The organism is Bacillus sp. N3378-2at, assembly GCF_033412715.1.
GTDB lineage: Bacteria > Bacillota > Bacilli > Bacillales > Bacillaceae > Bacillus > Bacillus subtilis.
Map to the genome: position 1 here is coordinate 1,896,162 of NZ_CP117986.1, position 17,536 is coordinate 1,913,697.

Annotated in this window: 18 protein-coding genes; 6 read left to right on the top strand and 12 right to left on the bottom strand. The window is 45.4% G+C overall.

Annotation, left to right across the window (positions count from 1 at the left end):
• The first annotated feature begins 194 nt into the window (after positions 1 to 194).
• From PUN35_RS10415 to PUN35_RS10440, 6 genes are read left to right on the top strand one after another with little or no spacing between them, the layout of a single operon-like run.
• Entirely contained in the window at positions 195 to 509 is a 315-nt protein-coding gene (locus tag PUN35_RS10415; protein WP_003243177.1) for a WXG100 family type VII secretion target, read from the top strand.
• Between the two features lie 5 nt (positions 510 to 514).
• The gene (locus tag PUN35_RS10420) at positions 515 to 1,738 is read left to right on the top strand and encodes a hypothetical protein (RefSeq protein ID WP_014479187.1); all 1,224 of its coding nucleotides are present in this window, start codon (positions 515 to 517) and stop codon (positions 1,736 to 1,738) included.
• A gap of 11 nt (positions 1,739 to 1,749) precedes the next feature.
• On the top strand, positions 1,750 to 2,517 hold the full coding sequence (locus PUN35_RS10425) for a hypothetical protein (RefSeq protein WP_014479186.1): 768 nt from the start codon (positions 1,750 to 1,752) through the stop codon (positions 2,515 to 2,517).
• 31 nt (positions 2,518 to 2,548) lie between these two features.
• Complete coding sequence (locus tag PUN35_RS10430; RefSeq protein ID WP_003244496.1) at positions 2,549 to 3,106, top strand: YfjD family protein; 558 nt, start codon at positions 2,549 to 2,551, stop codon at positions 3,104 to 3,106.
• Between the two features lie 9 nt (positions 3,107 to 3,115).
• Complete coding sequence (locus PUN35_RS10435) at positions 3,116 to 3,658, top strand: YfjD family protein (protein ID WP_014479185.1); 543 nt, start codon at positions 3,116 to 3,118, stop codon at positions 3,656 to 3,658.
• Between the two features lie 53 nt (positions 3,659 to 3,711).
• Positions 3,712 to 4,038, top strand: a complete 327-nt coding sequence (locus PUN35_RS10440) for a YnfA family protein (protein ID WP_014479184.1) — start codon at positions 3,712 to 3,714, stop codon at positions 4,036 to 4,038.
• A gap of 35 nt (positions 4,039 to 4,073) precedes the next feature.
• Here the strand turns inward: PUN35_RS10440 and PUN35_RS10445 are convergent, their stop codons facing one another.
• The 12 genes from PUN35_RS10445 to PUN35_RS10500 form a co-directional block, all read right to left on the bottom strand.
• Positions 4,074 to 4,253: a small acid-soluble spore protein H gene (locus PUN35_RS10445; RefSeq protein WP_014479183.1), complete on the bottom strand. Its 180-nt coding sequence runs from the start codon at positions 4,251 to 4,253 to the stop codon at positions 4,074 to 4,076.
• 53 nt (positions 4,254 to 4,306) lie between these two features.
• Positions 4,307 to 6,124: an acetoin dehydrogenase operon transcriptional activator AcoR gene (gene acoR, locus PUN35_RS10450; protein ID WP_014479182.1), complete on the bottom strand. Its 1,818-nt coding sequence runs from the start codon at positions 6,122 to 6,124 to the stop codon at positions 4,307 to 4,309.
• A 116-nt stretch (positions 6,125 to 6,240) separates the two neighbouring features.
• Positions 6,241 to 7,617, bottom strand: coding sequence for an acetoin dehydrogenase complex dihydrolipoyl dehydrogenase (acoL, locus tag PUN35_RS10455; protein WP_014479181.1), 1,377 nt, complete (start codon positions 7,615 to 7,617; stop codon positions 6,241 to 6,243).
• Between the two features lie 20 nt (positions 7,618 to 7,637).
• Entirely contained in the window at positions 7,638 to 8,834 is a 1,197-nt protein-coding gene (gene acoC / locus PUN35_RS10460) for an acetoin dehydrogenase complex dihydrolipoyllysine-residue acetyltransferase (protein WP_014479180.1), read from the bottom strand.
• A 13-nt stretch (positions 8,835 to 8,847) separates the two neighbouring features.
• A complete protein-coding gene (gene acoB / locus PUN35_RS10465; protein ID WP_014476166.1) occupies positions 8,848 to 9,876 on the bottom strand; it encodes an acetoin:2,6-dichlorophenolindophenol oxidoreductase subunit beta in 1,029 nt (342 codons plus the stop codon).
• A gap of 3 nt (positions 9,877 to 9,879) precedes the next feature.
• Entirely contained in the window at positions 9,880 to 10,881 is a 1,002-nt protein-coding gene (gene acoA / locus PUN35_RS10470) for an acetoin:2,6-dichlorophenolindophenol oxidoreductase subunit alpha (RefSeq protein ID WP_003242898.1), read from the bottom strand.
• Between the two features lie 230 nt (positions 10,882 to 11,111).
• Positions 11,112 to 11,801, bottom strand: a complete 690-nt coding sequence (locus PUN35_RS10475) for a YfjL-like protein (RefSeq protein WP_014479179.1) — start codon at positions 11,799 to 11,801, stop codon at positions 11,112 to 11,114.
• 29 nt (positions 11,802 to 11,830) lie between these two features.
• Positions 11,831 to 12,283 (bottom strand): DUF6884 domain-containing protein, encoded by a 453-nt coding sequence (locus PUN35_RS10480; RefSeq protein ID WP_014479178.1) that lies wholly within the window; start codon positions 12,281 to 12,283, stop codon positions 11,831 to 11,833.
• Positions 12,284 to 12,478: 195 nt separating this feature from the next.
• Complete coding sequence (locus PUN35_RS10485; RefSeq protein ID WP_033881375.1) at positions 12,479 to 13,456, bottom strand: tRNA dihydrouridine synthase; 978 nt, start codon at positions 13,454 to 13,456, stop codon at positions 12,479 to 12,481.
• 747 nt (positions 13,457 to 14,203) lie between these two features.
• Positions 14,204 to 14,488, bottom strand: a complete 285-nt coding sequence (locus PUN35_RS10490; protein ID WP_021481197.1) for a YfzA family protein — start codon at positions 14,486 to 14,488, stop codon at positions 14,204 to 14,206.
• Positions 14,489 to 15,086: 598 nt separating this feature from the next.
• Positions 15,087 to 16,487, bottom strand: a complete 1,401-nt coding sequence (gene rlmD / locus PUN35_RS10495) for a 23S rRNA (uracil(1939)-C(5))-methyltransferase RlmD (protein WP_003233644.1) — start codon at positions 16,485 to 16,487, stop codon at positions 15,087 to 15,089.
• A gap of 113 nt (positions 16,488 to 16,600) precedes the next feature.
• Positions 16,601 to 17,464, bottom strand: coding sequence for a DNA-3-methyladenine glycosylase family protein (locus PUN35_RS10500; protein WP_014479176.1), 864 nt, complete (start codon positions 17,462 to 17,464; stop codon positions 16,601 to 16,603).
• Positions 17,465 to 17,536 lie beyond the last annotated feature (72 nt).

Below are 17,536 nucleotides of genomic sequence, written 5' to 3' on the forward strand. Positions count from 1 at the left end.
TCTGAGAGATTTGGTTTTTTTACCTTTTTTGTAATCTTAAAGTCTCACCAACTGTGAATTTTAAGTGAATATACGCCCTTCCAATTCTTATGAAAAGGTTCTTTTGTACGATTCGGATACATGCCGAATTATTTATAATCATTTATATAAAACATCCAATTGTGCGTGAATTTAGAAAAGGCAGGGGACAAAAGTTGGACTCATATAAAGTCATTGAGCTGGCAAACAAGTATAGTGCGGCCGCAGAAGAGGTCAGAAGCTCCAAAATGCTGCTTGAATCCCGGTTATCTGCATTGGGAGATGCTTGGCAGGGCAAAGCAAGAGATTCGTTTGACCAGGATTTCGAGGAAACGAAAGCCGCCTACGATCAATTCGAACAGGAGCTGCTTGAAACAAGCCAAGAGCTGAAGGCTGCCGCTGTCAAAATAGAAGAACGAAAAGCTGAAATTGCCAGAATGGAAGAACTGGAGCGTAAAGCAAGAGAGGAAAGACATAAACTCGGGAGGTGAACGGTGTGTCAGGAAACATTGCAGTTGATCCGGATAAGCTCGAACAGCTTGCAAATGATGTAGTCACTGAATTAACTGATATGGAAAACAAATATAAGGACCTGCATGTGGAGCTGGGGCAGATGATTTTGCAATGCGATCCCCGCTACAGCAGCTGTTTTTCTGGAGTGGGCGATGCGTGGAGCTCAGGAAAGGCGCTCGTCACCAAGCTGAGTGACAATGAGATTTTCATCAGAAAAACAGGCGATAAATTTGTGGAACAAGATGATATTTTGCGAAAGCTCTACAATGCCTACGACAAATACGGTACGATGACAAGCTTAACCGCTCTTATGCTGACGCAGGGAAAATATTACGGATTAGGGCTTACGAAATTTGTGAAACAACCAAGCGGCTTGCATACAGCCCAGCACTCAAAACTGCTCTTGGATATTTCCAGGGCCGTTGACAGCTCACGTTATCAAAAAGCAGCAAGAGTGCTTTTGAATCCTAAATATTTGTTGAAAAAGACAAACCGTCCATTTTCAGATTTGGTACATAAAAAGTTTACAAAATACTTCCCTCAGGACACGGTGGATTTTTCAAACAGCGTCAGAAGCTACACAAAAGGATTTCTTAATGAAGCCGGCGTACGCTCCACTTTGAAGGATGTGGGAAAAACGGGCTTGAGATTCGCGAAAGGAAATGCCATTACCGCCACACTGATTACCGGTGCGACCGAAACATTCGGAGCAGGCGTGAAAATTGCTGAAAATTATGCAAAATACCAGGACAAACCCGAAGTTCTCAAGCGTGAAAACGCCAAGGCCGTCGGGAATGCTGTGAATAACACCATTTTTATTGCCGGCGGTGCCACAGCTGGTGCTGTCATCGGCGGTGCAATTGGAAGCTTTGCAGGACCTGTGGGTACTGTCCTTCTTGGGGCAGCAGGTTCATACATTGGCGGAGTCGTCGGAGAACAAATCGCCAAATATACAGCCGGTTTTGCCGAAAAAGCAGCCTTAAAGCTGAAAGAACCGATCCATGCTGTCGTTGATACAGCCAAAAAAGGGCTGGAATCAGCCGGCAAAGTCGTCAAATCAGTGAATGACGGCATAGATGCGGCGAATAAATCGATACATAAAGGGATAGACAGCGCGAAAAAAGGAATGGAAAAAGCAAAGAAAACAGCGGATTCGCTCATACACGGCGCAACCCATTTCCTTAAAGGGAAATTTTCATTTGGATAGGAGAATAAACAATGAAGCAGTTTACAATTAGCATAGAAGAACTCTTATTTTGCTTTTACAGCGAAGGGTTTTTTGAACAGGGGATGGCCTTGAAGCAGGCCTATTTTCCGGAAATAGAAGATGAACAGCTCGGCGCTTTGTTCGAAGCAGCTTGCCGCTCACTCTTAGCTAAGGATGCAGCGGAATATCGGAACCATCAATATCGGTTAAAGGACGAGTACTGTCCGTTTATCCATGTATTAAACGACGCTGACTATACAGTGAAGCTTTCTAAATTTAACGGGCAAGGCGCCGAACAGAATGTGTCCTGCCATGTATCAAAATTCGGCACCTACTCTCACGAACTCCTTTTTGATGAACAAGTCCATCGCATTACAAAAATGGAATCAAGTGAAGGGTTACTTGCTAAGACAGATGAGTTTTTACATATAATAGATACAGAGGATAAAAGAGAATCGATTGTGACATTGACATCAAATGAATTTGAAAAACTCTTGGAGGGCGCTTCAGACAACCCTTCATATCTAAAAGAGTTCCTTGAAAAACATGACCACCAAGAGGACGTTACCCGATTTGCAAATGATCTGGCTATGCGGAAAGGGAAAATGGATACACTTATGCGTCTGGCATATGGCAAAGATAACACTCCTGAAGTGGCTGACATGGCATTTGTCCTGCCGGGGGCCCACCATACTTGGCTTGTCACAGGCATCACCCAGAATGAATTTTCTATCCTCCCTGCTCATAAGGATGTTGTAAATCAAATCATTTCAAAATGATAAGAATTGAATTAACAAAAGGAGAAAAGCATTGAAAAACCAAGAAATCATTGAAGTCAAAAGCAAAATGTTCCTGAGAATATGGGCTTTTGTCGGATCTGCCGGTATGGGATTAGCATGTTTGTGGCTCTTTTATATGGGTATTACGTTTCAAACGAAATATTACCTATTAGCCATTCCTGCTGGCTTTCTGTTCACCTTGTTTTGTTTATATTTATTTATCATCTTCTTTCCGGCTTTCACCCCGCGGGGAAATACCATTTTCCGCATCAAGACAGGAAAAAATGGAGAAGTGTTCACTGACAAAGTGTCTGTTACGTTTACTGATATCAAGAAAATTGAGATGAGCCGCCATAAATTTAGTCTAAAAGGAATTTTCCAAGAAGATATATTGATCCAAACCGTTGATCAGAAGACCATTCGCATTCCCACTTGGAACATCATTCCGAATCCGTTGTTTTTCGAAGCGGTTGAACGCTATATCCTTCCACATCTGAATGAAGAGGCGAAAAGCAATTGGATCGGACAGTTTACAGACATCCAACGCAGTGCGTATTTGAAGGAATTTGAGAATCATCCGAAGCTTTAGGGGCAGCACATGATTGAAGTAAAAAGCATGATGTTTCTAAGAGCTTGGCTGTTCCTCGCTACAGGGGGCGCTTTTATTGCAGGAGTATGGCTGGTGTCTGAAGCTCTTACATTTGAATCTAAGTATGCCCTGCTTTATTTGGGCGGCGGATTAATGGCGATCGTTTATGGATTGATCACATTTTTTATGGCTTTTCCGGCGTTCACAAGCCGGGGAAATGTCATTTTCAGCGTAAAAACAGGGCCTGATGGCGAGATTTTCTCTAGAAAGCGCAGCGTGATGTTTTCTGAGGTAAAACGGATTTATATGGGACGGCATCATTACAGCTTGAAAGGGATCTTTTTTGAAGATATTATCATCGAGAAAACAGACGGAAAAGTCGTTCGCATCCCTACTTGGAACATTATCGCGAATCCATTGTTTTTTGAAGCGGTGGAACGCTATATCCTCCCTCATCTGAATGAAGAGGCGAAAAGCAACTGGATCAGCCAATTTACGGAGATTCAGCGCAGCGCGTATTTAAAGGAATTTGAAAATCATCCAAAGCTTTAACAGCTCTCCTCCTTTATAATGAAAGAGAAAAGCAACTTGAGGAGTGCTCATGAATGCTGGTTACCATTCTTTTATTTCTCGCGGCGGGGCTTGCCGAAATTGGCGGCGGATATCTGGTTTGGCTATGGCTGAGAGAGGCAAAGCCAGCCGGCTACGGAATTGCCGGGGCGCTGATCCTCATTGTATACGGCATTCTTCCGACGTTTCAGTCCTTCCCATCTTTCGGCCGTGTATACGCCGCTTATGGCGGAGTATTCATCGTGCTTGCGGTCCTGTGGGGATGGCTTGTTGACCGGAAAACACCTGATCTGTATGACTGGATCGGCGCATTCATTTGTCTCATCGGTGTATGTGTTATTTTATTTGCGCCGCGCGGATAACAAAATGGCCTGCTTATGAAGCGGGCCATTTTTGTTTAATCCTCTTTTAAGCTGTTCAGCTGCACTTCATGCTCCTCTTGCGGTTCGTCAAGCGGATTAATTCTTGCTGTTCCAGTTTCTTCATTTACGTGCTGAATGTAAATAGGAACGCCGTTGTATGTTACTTTTTTCATATCGGGAGATTCTACAATTTCTTTCGCCCTTTGAATATTCATCGTAACACCCTCCTTCAATACATAACGTTTCCATTTCCTGAAGGAAGTATGCTTTATGATTCAGCGGACAAGTTGAATTTTTTCAGGCGTTTGTAGAAAGTGCTTCGGGGGATCCCGCTGATTTTTGCGGCTTGAGAGACGTTTCCTTTTGCTGATTCAAGCGCTTTGATCATCATATCCTTTTGGATTTGCTCACGAAAGGTAAGCACGCCGGCAGCAGCCGGCTTTTTTTCTGCAGAGCTGGCCGGCAATCCAGCGGCTTCCAGTAAAGCGGGTAGCGGTTCATCCCTCAGCCGGCCGTCCGGAAATCTGATAGAAAGACGTTCAAACACATTAAACAGCTCACGGATATTCCCCGGCCACTTCCATTGCTTCAGCACATTACAAAAATCAGAAGGAAGTTCGCCTGGCCAATGATTCTTCTGTTTGTAGTGCTCAAAGAGGTCCGGGATATCCTCGGTGCGATCGCGTAATGGAGGGAGTTCAATTGGATAGACATGAAGACGGTAAAACAAGTCCTCTCTGATTTTTCCGTTTTCGGCAAGCTCGCGTAAATCACAATGTGTGGCGGCAATAACTCTGATATCAACCGGAATTTCTTTCGTCCCGCCGATTGGCGTTATCTTGCGTTCCTGAAGCACCCGTAAAAGCGCAACCTGCATCGAGTGGGAAATTTCTCCGATTTCATCTAAAAATAATGTGCCTTGATTCGCTTTTTGAAAGGCGCCTTTATAGCCATTTCGTTTCGCTCCCGTAAAAGCGCCCTCTGCATATCCGAATAGTTCGCTTTCAATCAAATCAGACGGAATCGCTCCGCAATTGACAGCAATAAACGGACCGTGCCGTCTCTCACTGTTCTCATGAAGCGCGCGAGCCGCGACTTCCTTTCCCGTACCAGTTTCGCCCGACAAACAGACCGTTGCATCTGCCGCAGCTGCACGTTCAAGGTTCATCAGCATCGCTTGCGATCGGCCGCTTTGCCCGATCACTCCATTGAATCGAAACACCTTCTTTTTCTTTTGTTCCGAAAGATAAAAACAAGTGCCGCCATCTCCTATGGTGACAGCTTTTTCGATTGAGTAGCCCCGTTCCTTCAGCTCATACAGGTGCCGGCCCTGCCAATCCGGTATTGAGGTTCGAATCGGTATGCTCGCACTGATGATGTGCTGCTTGGTATTGCATAGCACCATCGGCACACTGGATGCAGCCCTCTCTCCAAAACGGCTGATCAGCTCGAGCTCTTTCTCACGGCTTTTAGCTGCGAGTTCCCGTTCAGCTGCATAGGCGATCGCAGTGGCAATACCGAGCATATGAGGATGAGCGCCTGCCGCCGGACACGATATGTCAATCACACCCGCAAGGCTGCCATCCTCATGGTGAATCGGAGCGGCTGAACAGTTCCAAAGATGGGAAGCAATGGAGTAATGCTCTGATCCTTGTATCGCAACCGGCTCGCTAATGTGGAGTGCCGTGCCAATCGCATTTGTTCCGACAGCCGTTTCCGTCCAGCATGCCCCTTCGACAAAGTTGATGCGTTTGGCTTCATAGAGCGCGCGGGAATGGCCGTCCAATGCCAAAACAACACCGTCTGAATCAATTAACAGCGCCATCATTTCCATTTCTTTTATGGCAGGCAGCAGTTTTTCGAGGTAAGGCTTTGCGGTCGTCAAGAAGAATGAATGTTTTTTTGACTGCTGATCCAGCTCCGTTTGCTGTAAAACCTTCGGGCCTTTTTCTAAATAAGGATTGACCTCAGCTTTTTTGCAGCGATGCCATGACTCTGCAATCCGTTTTCTTAATCGGGCTTCGTCAAGCACACCGTCTTTCACAAAACGTTTCCAGGTTTGCAAATCGTTTGGGACCGAATTCATTTCCTTGATCGCTCCTCCCTTACACGCCGTTTTCATCTATTGTAGGGGAAAAATAAAGCGCTTTCAACAATAAAAAAAGCAGGCGCCTTATATCCATGCGCCTGCTTTTTCCTTTATTATGCATGTACCGCAAGGCCGATCGTGCTTAACAGCGCCTCATGCAATGTTTCCGATAAAGTCGGATGGGCGGCGATAAAATGCTCCGCCATATCTGCCGTCATCTCACCATTCATGATCGCTGCCGCTTGGCCGATGAGCTCGGTTACATCCGGGCCAATCATCGAGACACCCACGATTTCGCCGAATTCCGGTTCAGCCATGATTTTGACCTTTCCTTCCGCTTGCTGTTTAATGAGCGCCTTGCCGTTTGCGGAAAAAGGAAATTCGCCAATTTTCACATCGCCGTATATTCTTCTTGCCTGTCGTTCTGTCATTCCGATACACGCGATTTCTGGGGACGTATAGATGCAGCGCGGCACATGTTTCTCATTGATTTTGACATCCCTTCCGGAAGCATGAGAAGCAGCGATGATGCCCTCATGGAAAGCGGCATGCGCGAGCTGAATGCCCCCTATAGCATCTCCGCACGCGTAAATATGAGGCACGTTCGTCTGCATGTGCCCATTCACCGGAATGCCCTTTGGAGAAAAATCAACTCCGGCCTGTTCAAGCTGTAATCCGTCAAGACGGGGTTTTCTGCCGATCGCCACCAGCACATAATCGGCCTTCGTTTTAAACTCTCGCTGACCGCTTTTCCATATTGCCGTTTTGGCCGTTTGATCCACCCGTTCTAATCTGGATGAGGTATGCACTTCGACACCGTCTTCCTCAAGTTTCTCCTGAAAAAGACGGGCAATATCTTCGTCTTCAGCCGGGATCAGCTGGTCCGCTGTTTCAATGATGGTCACCTTCGATCCCAATCTGGCGAACAGCCCTGCATACTCACACCCGATGACACCGCCGCCGACAATGACTAGTGAAGACGGAATCTCGGAAAGAGAAAGCGCGTCTTTGCTGTCGAGGATCCATTCGCCGTCAAACGGGGCGAAAGGCAGCTCGATTGGCTCTGATCCGGAGGCAATCAATACTTGGTCCGCCTCTCTGATTTCTTTTCCTTTTTCTCCTTCGATCAAGAGCTTTCTTTCAGAAAGAAAGGAGGCTGTTCCCTTTACAACCTGTATTTGATTTTTCTTCATTAGGTACTGAACGCCTTGGACAAGCTGACTGACAACCTGTTGTTTCCGGCTTTGCATTTTACTCCAATCGACTGATATCGCACCTGCCGGAAGTTCGATTCCAAAGCTGTCGGCATGCTTGATTTTATCAAGAACGTTTGCGCTTTCTAACAAAGACTTTGTCGGGATGCAGCCTTCATTCAGGCAGGTCCCTCCAAGCTTGCCTTTGTCAATAAGCAGCACGTTTCTGCCCTGCTGTGCCGCGGAAACCGCAGCCGCATAGCCTGCAGGTCCGCCGCCGATAATGGCTAATGTCATGTCGTTTTCACCTGCTTTTCCTATAAAATTAATGCTGCGGGTTCTTCCAAATATGTTTTCATCGCCTTCAGGAATGCAGCGGCAGGGGCGCCGTCACACGCTCTGTGATCAAATGTCAGGCTGAGTGGCAGGATCGTGCTTCTGACGATCTCCTCCCCTTGATACACCGGCGTGTCATAGCTTGCTCCGATGCCGAGAATGCCTGTTTCCGGCGGATTTAGTATCGGTGTGAAATGCTCAACTCCAAACGCGCCAAGGTTTGTAATGGAGAAAGTAGATCCTTGCAGTTCTTCGCTTCCCGCACGTCCCTCGCGTGCTTTTTTGGCATTTTCTGAGATAGATTGAGCCAGTTCTATCAGCGATAGCTTTTCAGCATGGCGGATGACAGGCACCACTAAGCCATTTTCCAAGGCTACAGCCATACCAAGGTGCACATGGGGATGTGTGATGATGCGCTCATTTTGATAAAAGCTGTTCAGCACAGGGTGAGCTTGCAGAGCGAGAACGGCGGCTCTTGAGACAAAATGAGTGATCGTCAGTTTTGTGCCGTATCTCTCTTCCGCAGTTGGTGAAAGCTGTTTTTGAAGAGTGGCAAGCTTGGTGATATCAGCTTTCATCGTGATCGTCAGCTGCGCGCTGTTTGCCAAGCTTTCCTGCATTCGGGCAGCGATGACCTTTCTCATGCCTGTCACCGGGATTTCCTGCGCTTTCTGCTCCGACACAGGCTTTGCCTGATCTTTTTTCTGTTCAGCAAGAGCCTTTGTTACGTCATCCTTCACGATTCGTCCGCCTGGTCCAGTTCCTTTCAGTTGTTTTAGGTCTAATCCTGCTTTTTCTGCTATTTTCCTGGCGACTGGAGATATTTTCATTCGATCTTTTTTGGAGGCTGCGGGTTTGTTTTCTTGTTTGACGGGCTGAACGGCTTGCGGCATATTGTCTTCAGCAACAGGCGCGCTCGCCTCTTCCTGCACCGACTCATTGGCGTCCCCGATATAGCAGATCGCTGTGCCGGGCGGAACCTCTTCTCCCTCTTTCACTTTGATATCGATCAGCGTTCCTTTTTCAGGCGCTTCGATCTCCATTTCAATTTTCTCCGATTGAATGCTGGCAATGCTTTCTCCCTTTTCAACCGGGTCGCCTACTTTTTTATTCCATATCGATACTTCCCCTTGTTTCATGGCCATTCCCAATTTTGGCATCACTACTTTTACCGCCATTTGTGTTCCCCCTTTAATTCATTGCCGGCTCGCCAAGCAATTCAAGCGTGACGCTGACAATTTTATCTGGTGTCGGCAAATATTGATCTTCAAGCACTGGTGAAAACGGAACCGGTGTATGCGGCGCTGTAATCCGTTTAATCGGCGCATCAAGCAAATCAAAGCCCTTGTCAGCGACAAGCGCAGCAATATCCGTGGCAATGCTGCATCGCGGATTGGCTTCATCAATGATGATCAGACGATTTGTTTTTTCTAACGATGTGAAAATCGCATCCTCATCCAGAGGGGACAGACTGCGCGGATCAAGGACCTCGGCTTCGATGCCCCTCTCTGAAAGCTGTGCAGCCGCTTCAAGCGCAGTATTGACCTGCTTGCCGACTGCAAAGAGCGTAACATCATTGCCCTCGCGTTTGATATCCGCTTTTCCAAGGGGAATTGTATAATAATCTTCCGGCACCTCGCCCTTCATGTTGTAGGACGTTTTGTCTTCAAAGAAGAACACCGGATCATTATCTTCTATTGCTGCAAGCAGAAGACCTTTGGCATCATACGGATTGGATGGAACAACTGTCTTCAGTCCAGGGATGCTCGTGAAAAGGCCATACAGCGCTTGTGAATGCTGGGCAGCGGCCCGGAACCCTGCTCCGTATGTGGTGCGGACGGTAATCGGCACTTGCGCTTTTCCGCCAAACATGTAACGGAATTTCGCCCCTTGGTTGATCACCTGGTCAAAGCACGTGCCGATAAAATCGTTAAACATCAGCTCGGCAATCGGTCTCAAACCGGTTGATGCCGCAGCCATAGCCGCACCCATATAGCCCGCCTCAGAAATCGGTGTGTCCAGCACTCTTGTACGCCCGAATTCCTGTACGAGCCCCTTTGTGACCCCTAATACACCGCCCCATGCTTCATCATCCTGCAAATGATCGACAGCCGCTCCCCCGGCGACATCCTCACCGATCAAAAGCACATTTTCATCTCTTCTCATCGCAAGCTTCATTGCTTCATTGATCGCGTCTGACATGCTTATGACTCTCGCCATCTCTTACATTCCTCCTTTTTCATATGACACGTACACATCTGTCAGCAGCTCCGAATCTTTTGGATATGGACTGTCTTCGCTGAACGAAACGGCTTTTTCAATCGATTCGCTGACACGCTGTTCAATGTCTGACAGCTTATTAGCATCTGTTTCTTTTAAAAGGTAGTTTTTAAAACCTTGAATGGCATCTTTTTCTTCAAGGTGCTCAACTCTTTCATCCTTCGTTTTATAGGTTTGGGCATCTCCTTCGAAATGGCCGTAGTTTCTGTAGGTCATACATTCAATCAAAGACGGGCCGCCGCCGTTTCTTGCTCTTTCTATCGCTTCCTCGGCTGCCTGGTAAACTGCTAAAATATCTTTGCCGTCAACTGTAACCCCCGGCATGTTATAAGCAGCTGCCCGATCGGCGATTGAATCACAGGCTGATGCGTACTCAAATGGGGTAGCTTCGCCATAGCCGTTGTTTTCAGCAACAAACACGACAGGAAGGTTCCATACAGCCGCTAAATTCAGCCCTTCGTGGAAGGTGCCTTGGTTATTTGCCCCGTCCCCGAAAAAGCAAACGCTTACATTTTTAGTCTGTTTATATTTAGCCGTGAGCGCTGATCCGCATGCGAGCGTAAAGCCGCCCCCGACGATTCCATTTGCGCCTAACATGCCTTTATCAAGATCCGCAATGTGCATAGAACCGCCCTTGCCTTTGCACAATCCGGTCGCTTTCCCGAAAATTTCCGCCATCATGCCGTCCAAATCACAGCCTTTGGCGATACAATGTCCATGTCCCCTGTGGGTGCTTGTAATGCTGTCGCCATCATGTAAATGAGCGCACACCCCTACAGCCACGGCTTCCTCACCGGCATATAAATGAACGAATCCGGGAAGCACTCCCTGGGCGAACAGTTCATGCACTTTGTCTTCAAAGCCCCTGATCTCCAGCATCTTTTGGTACATCCACAGCGCTTTTTCCTCAGTTAATGACAAGCCTTCTCGTTTTAACAATTTCATTTTGTGCGCCTCCTTCTATTTAGGGTTCACCATTATAAATGCAAGAAGTGTGCCAGTCTTTTGAACCCGTAAAATCAGTCTTCTCGTCTTCACTTTGGAGACAGTTTGAGACGTGTGTCTCGTTTTGTCTCAAACTGATTCATTTGTCTCGTTTTACAGCATGCAAAAAAAGACCGGATATCACCCGGCCTTTGACAATGATCGACGTATTTATTTCCTTGGAAATCTTTTTAACTTCCTAGTTCCTCTGCATCGTTTGACTGAGTAGCTGCTTTTGAAAGAAAATCAATTGAATATTTGACATATCCAATACCGCCGACCCCGTCCTTCTGCATACAGTCTATCGTGCCGTTTGAGTATGTATATCCCTTTTCATTAAGCGTTTTTCTGACCGTTTCCGCCATCTTTGCGGCATCTGTTTTTGATAACCCGCTGGCGTCTAACTGAATCGTCATGCTCATAGGCGCTTTTTCAGCCAGCTGTTTGTTCCATTTTGTATCTAACGTGAACTGTCCGTTTTCAATACTCAAAGCAGCATCAGCTTTTATAAGTCGAGGAACCGCTTTTTTCAGATCTGCTTCGATTGCCTTCGTTGCTTCTTCATTTACATGTTTTGATACTGATTCGGTATACGCTTCTTCAATTCCATCGCACGTTACTTTAGGATGCAGAAATCCCTTCGTACACATTGGGTAGCGATGAGATTGGGAGGTTGCTTCGAATACATATTCAGAGGTTTTAGCGTTATATACCCCATTCGTGATCTTGATTTCTTTCTTAGGATAGGTTTGTTTCACATAAGAGACTAGCTTCTGTTCTGCAGCATTTTTCGAAAATGGATCACCGAACCATACATGATAGATATATAGTCCGCATCCGAATAATGCAATGGCAAGCAAGCCAAACACAAGTTTTTTCATGTTCACACTCTTTTCTTCATATGTATGTGCTACAGTTCATGCTTTTCTTCAACAGCCCGGTTCAGCGCTTGGAGCATATAGCCTATGCCTTTGTAAGATGATAGCGGCCAGCTGATATGCTGGTGTTCTCCGATGACGGCGTTTAGAACGCTTCGATATTTTTTTCCGCCAAGCATGACTAGCTCTTCGATATCAGAAAAGCCTTTTTCGTGAAATTGGCGGCTCAGCTCGTCCGCTGTCATGATTTCCGGATGACCGGTGCCAAAAGTGACATCGTAATTTCCCGAAACGAGATCATCAGGGCGGAGGAACCCGTGCTTCGCAGACAAAATCACCCACTCATCGAAAAATGCTTTCGCATACCGTTCGCACGCCTGATGAAACGGGCTGAGATAAGCGTCCTCTGCTCTTACCGGCCCGGCATCAGGCTGGACGTCCCAGATTTTTTTCTTGCCGCAGGGGATGATGCATAGCCGTTTCATTTTCCTCTCCCCCTTTATAAGATATCTCCACTAAATATACCATTATTTTCTTACAATAAATTAGAGAAAAGACAGGCTGAGTAAAAGCTGCGTACAAAAAAGACCCGGATTTACCGAAAATCCAGGTTTATTTTAGTCAAGAATGGTGTAAAAATCCCTTTATTTTGTTAGCCTTTTTTGAATCAAGCACTGCTGTTATTCTACCCCATCAAGATACTTTCTCTCAAAGTCGTCGAGCAATGCACGCACTTCATCTGTTGACTTTGTGTTCATGCATTGATTTCTTAATTCACTTGCCCCTCGGAACCCGCGGAGATAAATTTTGAAAAAGCGAGGAAGAGGCTTGTACGGACGGGCTTCTAATGCTGAATATTTCTCATGAAGATCCAGATGCAGCCTTAAGAGATCAAGCAATTCCTTGCTGCTATGCTCTTTCGGCTCCTTTTCAAAGGCAAATGGATTTGTAAAAATACCGCGCCCTATCATAATGCCATCGACGCCGTATTGTTCAGCAAGTTTCAAGCCGGTTTGGCGGTCAGGGATATCTCCGTTGATTGTCAACAGTGTATCTGGTGCCACCTCATCACGAAGTTTCTTAATCTCCGGGATGAGCTCCCAATGCGCATCTACTTTGCTCATTTCTGCCCTTGTACGCAGATGAATAGAAAGATTCGCAATATCCTGTTTCAAAATGTGTGTCAGCCACTCGCGCCATTCATCCACATCCGTGTATCCAAGTCTTGTCTTCACGCTTACAGGCAATCCCCCTGCTTTTGCAGCTTGTATTAATTCTGCCGCCACTGCAGGACGGCAAATAAGGCCGCTTCCCTTTCCATTCCCTGCCACATTAGGTACAGGGCAGCCCATATTGATATCTAAGCCTTTAAATCCTAACTCTGCCATGCCAATACTCATTTTACGGAAGTTTTCAGGCTTATCCCCCCATATGTGGGCTACCATTGGCTGTTCATCCTCTGTAAACGTCAAACGGCCACGCACACTATCCTTCCCATCCGGGTGGCAATAGCTCTCTGAGTTTGTGAACTCTGTAAAAAATACATCCGGTCTGCCTGCTTCACTTACTACATGCCGGAAAACAACATCTGTCACATCTTCCATTGGTGCCAGTACAAAAAATGGCCGTGGCAATTCACGCCAGAAATTATCTGTCATAATACATTCAAATCCTTTCATTATGGGATACGGCTGAACCTTTATCCCAAATTAAAAACTGACCATGCTTCTTTTTACACTTATCGCATGCGAAAGCATTTCTTATCAATCTATAGTTAATTTTGAACATTTCACGTGGGATGATTATCTACCCTATTTTTTATATTGTGGTTAACTGGCGCTGACCTTCGTCTTTCTTAGTGGCCTTACTTTTGAACTTTTGGATAAAAAGGATTCCAACCTAAATAGAATATCATATGAGTTCTCCATATTACCAACGCAAAATAATTGTCCTGTTATTGAAAATAAGATATTTAACGCTACACCATATCCGTATCTCAATATCATATTTGCGGAAAAACTAATTTCAAGAGATAAACTTTGATTAAGCAAATTGAGTTGGGGGTGGTATAACTGAATACTCAAGAGAATGAAAAAACCTCTACTTAAGCTGCTACCACTTGTGAATCACATGGAGTAAAGAGGATGAGAAGAGAAAATAAACCCTTATTTAAAAGAATTCAAGAACTTCAATCTGAACCATTTGGGATTTGCTCATGATTTAGAAAATAACCAACGCAGCAAGTGGCAACCTACTATATATTTGTATAGGGTTATAATTCGGTAATCCTGATCCAGAACCAATAAAATAGACTGCTGACTAAATGTCGCAGTCTTCACTCATAAGATAATTAAGAAAGTGTTCATTTTCTTTCATCATTAAATAAGGCATCAGAAGTTATTGCTTTAATTTCGAATATCCTTTGTTATCCCTGTAATTATTTGTATAATAGTGAAAACTCCCAAGAAAACAGTAATAATATTAAACCATGGATTATCATAGAATGAAAGATATGTTTGAAAGAAATCTAGTTCAACTATGTTTGCTGGGAATCCATTCATTTCTCTGTACTTAGGACCCCATCCCGTTAATTCTACAAAATTAAAATAAAGCTGAGATACTAAAAATGCCAAAAATGTTTGAAACCAACTTCTTTTATATAACGGTCGTTTTTTATATACTTTATCCATTTAGTTATCCATTTCCTTCTCTGCAATACTTTTTAGCCAAGTGTCAATCTAAATTATTATGAAGCATGATTGTCGCAAGGATATAACCATTGTAGGTATTACTGTAATAGTTGTTATCGTCGGCACTATTATTTAATTGTTGTAGTGCTCATACGTTATTCATTTTAAAATGGGGTTGGCCATCATTTTCACCTCTTTCGTTTATTACAATGTTTCAACTTTTTACATCGAATGACTCTTGAAATGATATACGCCATACCTTTCCTTATATTCCTATCATCAATATTTCACACGTAATAACTGCAAGTCAATATATAATTTTTCAAATTATGAAAAATATATCTATGATTTTACATCATTTTACTCATGTATTTTAATCATACTGGAAGGAAATTTTTCCGGTTAAATAACGCTTTTTTTCACCCGCTTTTCAACACGTTTTTTCAATTCTTTTCGCCAGTTAAAATAAAGATAAAATTGGGGAAAGACAGTTAGGACAAGGGCTGCGCACGAAAAAGACCCGGAAATCGGAATTGTTTATTTTACCGAAATCCAGGTCTTATTAGGAAAACTATTTTATGACTGGGAAATGTTCTTTTTAGTTAGACGATTTCAATACAAGTCTCGCCACTGCTTCAACATGCGCCGTCTGCGGAAACATATCGACAGGCTGAATATAGTCCACGCGATAGTCCTTCGACAGCGTCTGCAAATCCTTCGCAAGCGTGGATGGATTGCAGGAAACGTAGACAAAGCGTTTCGGTTTGACTTTTTTGATCGTGTCCAAGAACGTGCTGTCACAGCCCGTTCTTGGCGGGTCTACAATGACGACGTCCGGGCGGAAGCCTTCTTTCGTCCATTTCGGGAGCCAGTGCTCGGCTGTTCCTGTTACGTATGTGGCATTTGCCATGCCGTGTTTTTTGGCGTTTTTCTTGGCATCGTCAATTGATTCCTTGATGACGTCCATGCCGCGGACTTCCTTCGCTCCGTCCGCAACCCACATGCCGATAGTGCCGACGCCGCAATACGCATCAACGACTTTTTCTTTTCCGGTCAGCTGCGCCGCTTTTTTCACTTCATCATACAGCTTGACGGTCTGTTCCGGATTGAGCTGGAAGAAAGCGCGGGCGCTCAATTCAAAAGATACGTCGCCGAGCACTTCTTGAATCACTGTTTTTCCGGCGAGCTGTTTTGTTTTCTCACCAAAAATCACTGAGGTTTTCGCCCCGTTTACATTCTGAATAATGGATTTGACCTCTGGCAATCGCTTTTGAATCGCTTTGACGATTTCTTCCTTGTGCGGAAGCGTTTCTTTTGCAGTTACAAGCACGACCTGCACTTCGCCTGTTTCAAAGCCGACTCTCGTCACGATCGTGCGAACGTCGCCTTTTCGTTTTCTTTCATTATAAACAGACACATTGAAGTCCTCTAAAATGCGGCGGACGATGCCTGTTGTTTTGTTCGTTGCCGGATGCTGAACGATACAGTCTTTAATCGGCACGATATCATGAGAATCAAGGCCGTATAAGCCGGCGATGATGCTCCCACTTTGCGAGCGTCCGATCTGGAATTGGCTTTTATTGCGGTAATTCCACGGGTTGTCCATGCCAATCGTTTCTTTGATTTCCATGTTTTCAACTTTAAACTTCGTATGGCGTTCAAGAGACTGAATGACGATATCGCGTTTTTCCCGAAGCTGCTGGCTGTATGCAAGGTGCTGAAGCTGGCAGCCGCCGCATTGCTCATAAACAGGGCAAGGCGGTGCCACCCGGTGCTCAGACGCCTTGCGGATTTTCTTAATGCGGCCCTCCGAAAACTTCGGCTGGACCTTTGTGGCCTGCACAACAACTTCTTCGCCAGGAAGCGCGCCGGGCACGAAGACGACTTTTTTCTTAAAATAGCCGACACCTTCTCCGTTAATGCCGAGACGCTTAATCGTCAGCGGAAAGGTTTGTCCGACCTTCAGTTCGACGGGCGCCTGTTTCTTTTGTTGGTTCACGTTGTTCTCTCCGTTTCTATATGAAGCTTTCTGCAGCTGGCAGAAAGTGAAATGGTTTTTTCACATCTTTCTAGTATAACACGTTTGCAGGACTTCCTTCATTGTCAGACGAATTATTCTATACTTCTCCACAAATACAAAGACGCATAGCTTAAATAAGGCTCCCACTCCTTGCTCATCGCCAGCATGACATCCTTTGCCGGCTTATCGTCCAGCTGAAAATGGCGTTTGATGGCATTCTGGAGGCCGATATCGGCAAGCGGGAATAAATTGGGACGGCCAAGTCCGAACATGAGGATATTTTGCACGGTCCACGGGCCGATACCCCTAATTTTGATCAGTTTCTTCATAATGTCTTCATCCGCCATATGCGGCAGCTCTGACAAGCTGAGTGTGCCTTCTGCGATCATCCTTGATGTATCAATGGTGTATTCCGCTTTTCTCATGCTGAATTGCAGATCACGCAGATCCTGATAATCGAGTTCTGCAATCGTTTCCGGCTTTGGGTAGCACCACACGCCATCCTTCTGCTCGCCAAACGCATGAACAAACCGTTCTGTTAGCGTGTAAGCGAAGGAAAGATTGAGCTGCTGGTGGATAATGCATTTCATCATGCAGTTGTACACGCTGTAGTCCAGAACAAGCGGCGTCCCGGCATGCTCTTCAAAAATAGCGGACAGGCTCGTTTTTGAAAAATGATCCAGAACGTGCTGCAAATGATTTTCCCATTGAAAAATCCGCTTGATTTCCTTCATCATTTCTCCCTGATCCGTTTCCCCGCTGACGAGGAACTCAGGATCGCCCGCATGTCCTAACGCTTGTACCTTTACAATACATACGTCCCCCGCTTGATTTCTGATTGGCACACGGACTTCCCTTGCCTCTCGATCAACAGCATTGAGGGGGTCTAAAGACAGCCTGTCCAGCACGCGGTCAAAATGATACGGAGGCGTGACAGATACTTTTTCCTTCCACATGAGATCCACCCTTTTTCCGTTTTTGTTCAGTATAACATGCCGCTTGAATTAGGCAGAGAGTACCGTATACTT

Excerpts from the sequence above, each read along its gene's own strand:
- PUN35_RS10425 (WP_014479186.1), top strand. The coding sequence starts at position 1,750 with ATGAAGCAGTTTACAATTAGCATAGAAGAACTCTTATTTTGCTTTTAC.
- PUN35_RS10435 (WP_014479185.1), top strand. The coding sequence starts at position 3,116 with ATGATTGAAGTAAAAAGCATGATGTTTCTAAGAGCTTGGCTGTTCCTC.
- PUN35_RS10440 (WP_014479184.1), top strand. The coding sequence starts at position 3,712 with ATGCTGGTTACCATTCTTTTATTTCTCGCGGCGGGGCTTGCCGAAATT.
- PUN35_RS10445 (WP_014479183.1), bottom strand. The coding sequence starts at position 4,253 with ATGAATATTCAAAGGGCGAAAGAAATTGTAGAATCTCCCGATATGAAA.
- acoR (WP_014479182.1), bottom strand. The coding sequence starts at position 6,124 with ATGAATTCGGTCCCAAACGATTTGCAAACCTGGAAACGTTTTGTGAAA.
- acoL (WP_014479181.1), bottom strand. The coding sequence starts at position 7,617 with ATGACATTAGCCATTATCGGCGGCGGACCTGCAGGCTATGCGGCTGCG.
- acoC (WP_014479180.1), bottom strand. The coding sequence starts at position 8,834 with ATGGCGGTAAAAGTAGTGATGCCAAAATTGGGAATGGCCATGAAACAA.
- acoB (WP_014476166.1), bottom strand. The coding sequence starts at position 9,876 with ATGGCGAGAGTCATAAGCATGTCAGACGCGATCAATGAAGCAATGAAG.
- acoA (WP_003242898.1), bottom strand. The coding sequence starts at position 10,881 with ATGAAATTGTTAAAACGAGAAGGCTTGTCATTAACTGAGGAAAAAGCG.
- PUN35_RS10475 (WP_014479179.1), bottom strand. The coding sequence starts at position 11,801 with ATGAAAAAACTTGTGTTTGGCTTGCTTGCCATTGCATTATTCGGATGC.
- PUN35_RS10480 (WP_014479178.1), bottom strand. The coding sequence starts at position 12,283 with ATGAAACGGCTATGCATCATCCCCTGCGGCAAGAAAAAAATCTGGGAC.
- PUN35_RS10485 (WP_033881375.1), bottom strand. The coding sequence starts at position 13,456 with ATGACAGATAATTTCTGGCGTGAATTGCCACGGCCATTTTTTGTACTG.
- PUN35_RS10490 (WP_021481197.1), bottom strand. The coding sequence starts at position 14,488 with ATGGATAAAGTATATAAAAAACGACCGTTATATAAAAGAAGTTGGTTT.
- PUN35_RS10500 (WP_014479176.1), bottom strand. The coding sequence starts at position 17,464 with ATGTGGAAGGAAAAAGTATCTGTCACGCCTCCGTATCATTTTGACCGC.